The sequence below is a fragment of the Ideonella sp. P3_A4 genome (genome assembly GCF_056403075.1).
In genome coordinates this window covers 1-2,942 of the sequence record NZ_JBFUGE010000698.1, presented here as the reverse complement: position 1 = coordinate 2,942, position 2,942 = coordinate 1, and the positions used below count along the sequence as shown (strand labels likewise).

At 65.7% G+C, this 2,942-nt stretch carries 3 protein-coding genes; all 3 read left to right on the top strand.

The genetic code is table 11. The annotated features are described in order from the left end of the window. The coding region (gene soxB / locus AC1DYI_RS31340; RefSeq protein ID WP_477208023.1) for a thiosulfohydrolase SoxB at positions 1–1,586 on the top strand (1,586 nt) is incomplete at its 5' end. A 54-nt stretch (positions 1,587–1,640) separates the two neighbouring features. Beyond that, on the top strand, positions 1,641–2,054 hold the full coding sequence (locus AC1DYI_RS31335) for a DsrE family protein (protein WP_477208022.1): 414 nt from the start codon (positions 1,641–1,643) through the stop codon (positions 2,052–2,054). A 48-nt stretch (positions 2,055–2,102) separates the two neighbouring features. Continuing rightward, positions 2,103–2,942, top strand: an 840-nt coding sequence (locus AC1DYI_RS31330) for an MBL fold metallo-hydrolase (RefSeq protein WP_477208021.1), incomplete at its 3' end; no start/stop codon positions are given.

The following is a 2,942-nucleotide window of genomic DNA, read 5'->3' as shown; positions in this document are numbered from 1 at the left end:
ACTGCCATGCGCAGTTGCTGCCCATCCACTTCCGCGAGCCCAGCGTCAACTTGGGCTTGGGCAGCATGCAGGGCCAACTGCCGCACCTGGTGGGCGAGTCATTGCTGAAGGCCGCTGGCCTGCGCCCGGGCACCGATCAGGCGTTCGCCTACACCTGCATCGACTTCGAGCAGGCCGCCCGCCGCTACGGCAAGGTGGGCGGCTTCGCGCACTTGGCCACACTCGTGAAGCAGCTGAAGGCCACGCGGCCGGGAGCCCTGTTGCTCGACGGCGGCGACACCTGGCAGGGCTCGGCCACCTCGCTGTGGACCAACGCGCAGGACATGGTCGACGCCTRCMRGCTGCTSGGYGTSGACGTGATGACCGGSCACTGGGARTTCACCTACGGCATGGAGCGGGTGCAGGAGATCATCGACAAGGACTTCAAGGGCCAGGTCGACTTCGTCGCGCAGAACGTCAAGACCAACGACTTCGGCGACCCGGTGTTCAAGCCCTATGTGCTGAAGACCATCAACGGCGTGCCGGTGGCGATCATCGGCCAGGCCTTCCCTTACACACCGATCGCCAACCCGCGCTACCTGGTGGCCGACTGGAGCTTCGGCATCCAGGACGACAACCTGCAGAAGATGGTCGACGAGGCCCGCGGCAAAGGCGCGCAGGTGGTGGTGGTGCTGTCGCACAACGGCATGGACGTCGACCTGAAGATGGCCTCGCGTGTGCGGGGCATCGACGCCATTTTCGGCGGCCACACGCACGACGGCGTGCCGGTCGCCGTGCCGGTGAGCAACGCCGGCGGCAAGACACTCGTCACCAATGCCGGCAGCAACGGCAAGTTTCTCGGCGTGATGGATTTCGACGTGAAGAGCGGCAAGGTGGCCGACTTCCGCTACCGCCTGCTGCCGGTGTTCGCCAATCAATTGAAGGCCGACCCGGCGATGGCGGCCTTGATCACCAAGGTGCGTGCGCCGTATGAGGCCAAGCTGGCCGAGCAACTCGCCGTCACCGACGGCCTGTTGTACCGCCGCGGCAATTTCAACGGCAGCTGGGACCAGTTGGTGTGCGACGCGCTGATGGACGTGCAGGGCGCCGAGATCGCCTTCTCGCCCGGCTTTCGCTGGGGCACCACCTTGCTGCCAGGCGATGCAATCACGCGCGAGCTGATGATGGACCAGCTGGCCGTCACCTACCCCTATGCCACCGTCAACGAGATGACGGGCGATACGATCAAGAGCATTCTCGAAGACGTGGCCGACAACCTCTTCAACCCCGACCCGTACTACCAGCAAGGTGGCGACATGGTGCGCGTCGGCGGCCTGGCCTACAGCTGCCAGCCGGGCGGCAAGATGGGCCAGCGCATCACCGACATGCGCCTTGGCGGCAAGCCCATCGAGGCCGGCCGCAAGTACAAGGTGGCGGGGTGGGCGCCGGTGGCTGAAGAGGCCCGTCACGTGCCCGGCACCAAGCCGGTTTGGGACGTGGTCGAAAGTTGGCTCAAGTCGCAGCCCGGTGGCCACGTGAAGCCGCGCCGCATCAACACGCCGACCCTGGTCGGGGTGGCAGGCAACAGTGGCATGTCCGAAGGCTGAGCAGAATCTGCTGCACCGCGCGACACTTCTCTCGTTGACGACAAGGAGACCCCCATGAACATCCGACAGTGGCTCGTTTGCGCGGCACTCACGCTCACCGCAGGGCTCGGTTGGGCCCAGGACAAGGTCGTCTACCACGTGAGCGACACCGATGCGCAAGCGTTGGGCGCGCTGCGCAACATACGCAACCACCTCGACACCGACTCCACCGCGAAGATCACCGTCGTGGCGCACGCGCAGGGGGTGGACTTCTTGATGGAAGGCGCCAAGGACAAGAACGGCAGCCCGTACGCCGGCCCTGTGTCGGCCCTGAAAAGCCGCGGCGTGAACTTCGAGATCTGCGAGATCACGCTCAARACGCGCAACCTGAGCAAGGACGCGTTCCTCCAAGAGGCCGATTTCGTGCCGTCCGGCGTCGTGCGAATCACCAAGCTGCAGTTGCAGGGCTACGCCTATATCCGGCCGTGATCACACACGGCTGACCAGCAACACGCCCACGGAATCGGGATGGCAAGGATGARCTGGCTGCGCCTGTTGCTTGTGGCCTTCGCCTTGTCATGCACCGGCATGGCACGGGCYGAAGAGCCGAGGCTGCATGCGACCCAGGTGGCGGACCGCGTCTGGGTCGCCCAAGGCGAAGCGGCCCTGGGCTCGCCTGCGAATCGTAATTTCATCTCGAACGCCGGCTTCATCGTCACCGACGACGGGGTGGTGGTGGTCGACGCGCTGGGGTCGCCGGCGCTGGCCAACGAGCTGCTGGCCGAAATCAAGCGGGTCACGACCCAGCCGGTGCGCTACGTGATCGTGACCCACTACCACGCGGACCACATCTACGGCCTGCAGTCGTTCAAGGCCGCAGGGGCCACCGTGATAGCGCACAACGCGGGGCGTRCCTACCTGAACTCCGACGCTGCGCAGAAGCGGCTGGAGGCGGGCCGCTCGGAGCTTGCGCCCTGGATCGACCAGAACACCCGTCTGGTTCCCGCTGACCGGTGGCTTACCGATGAGCAGACCCAGCTTCGCGTCGGCTCTTTCGACATCGTGATCCGGCATGTCGGGCCGGCCCACAGCCCCGAAGACCTGGTGGTGTTCGTGCCCCAGCTGGGCGTGCTGTTCTCAGGCGATCTGTTCTTTCGCGGGCGCATCCCCTTTGTGGGAGAAGCCGACAGCCGGCTCTGGATCGCGACGCTGGAGCGCCTCATCGACTACAAGCCACGCGTGGTGATCCCCGGCCATGGCGCGGTGTCCACCGACCCGCTGGCGGACCTGGCGTTGACGCGCGACTATCTGATCCATCTGCGGCGCGCCATGGGCGAAGCGGCGCACAACATGGAGCCCTTCGAAGAGGCCTACGCC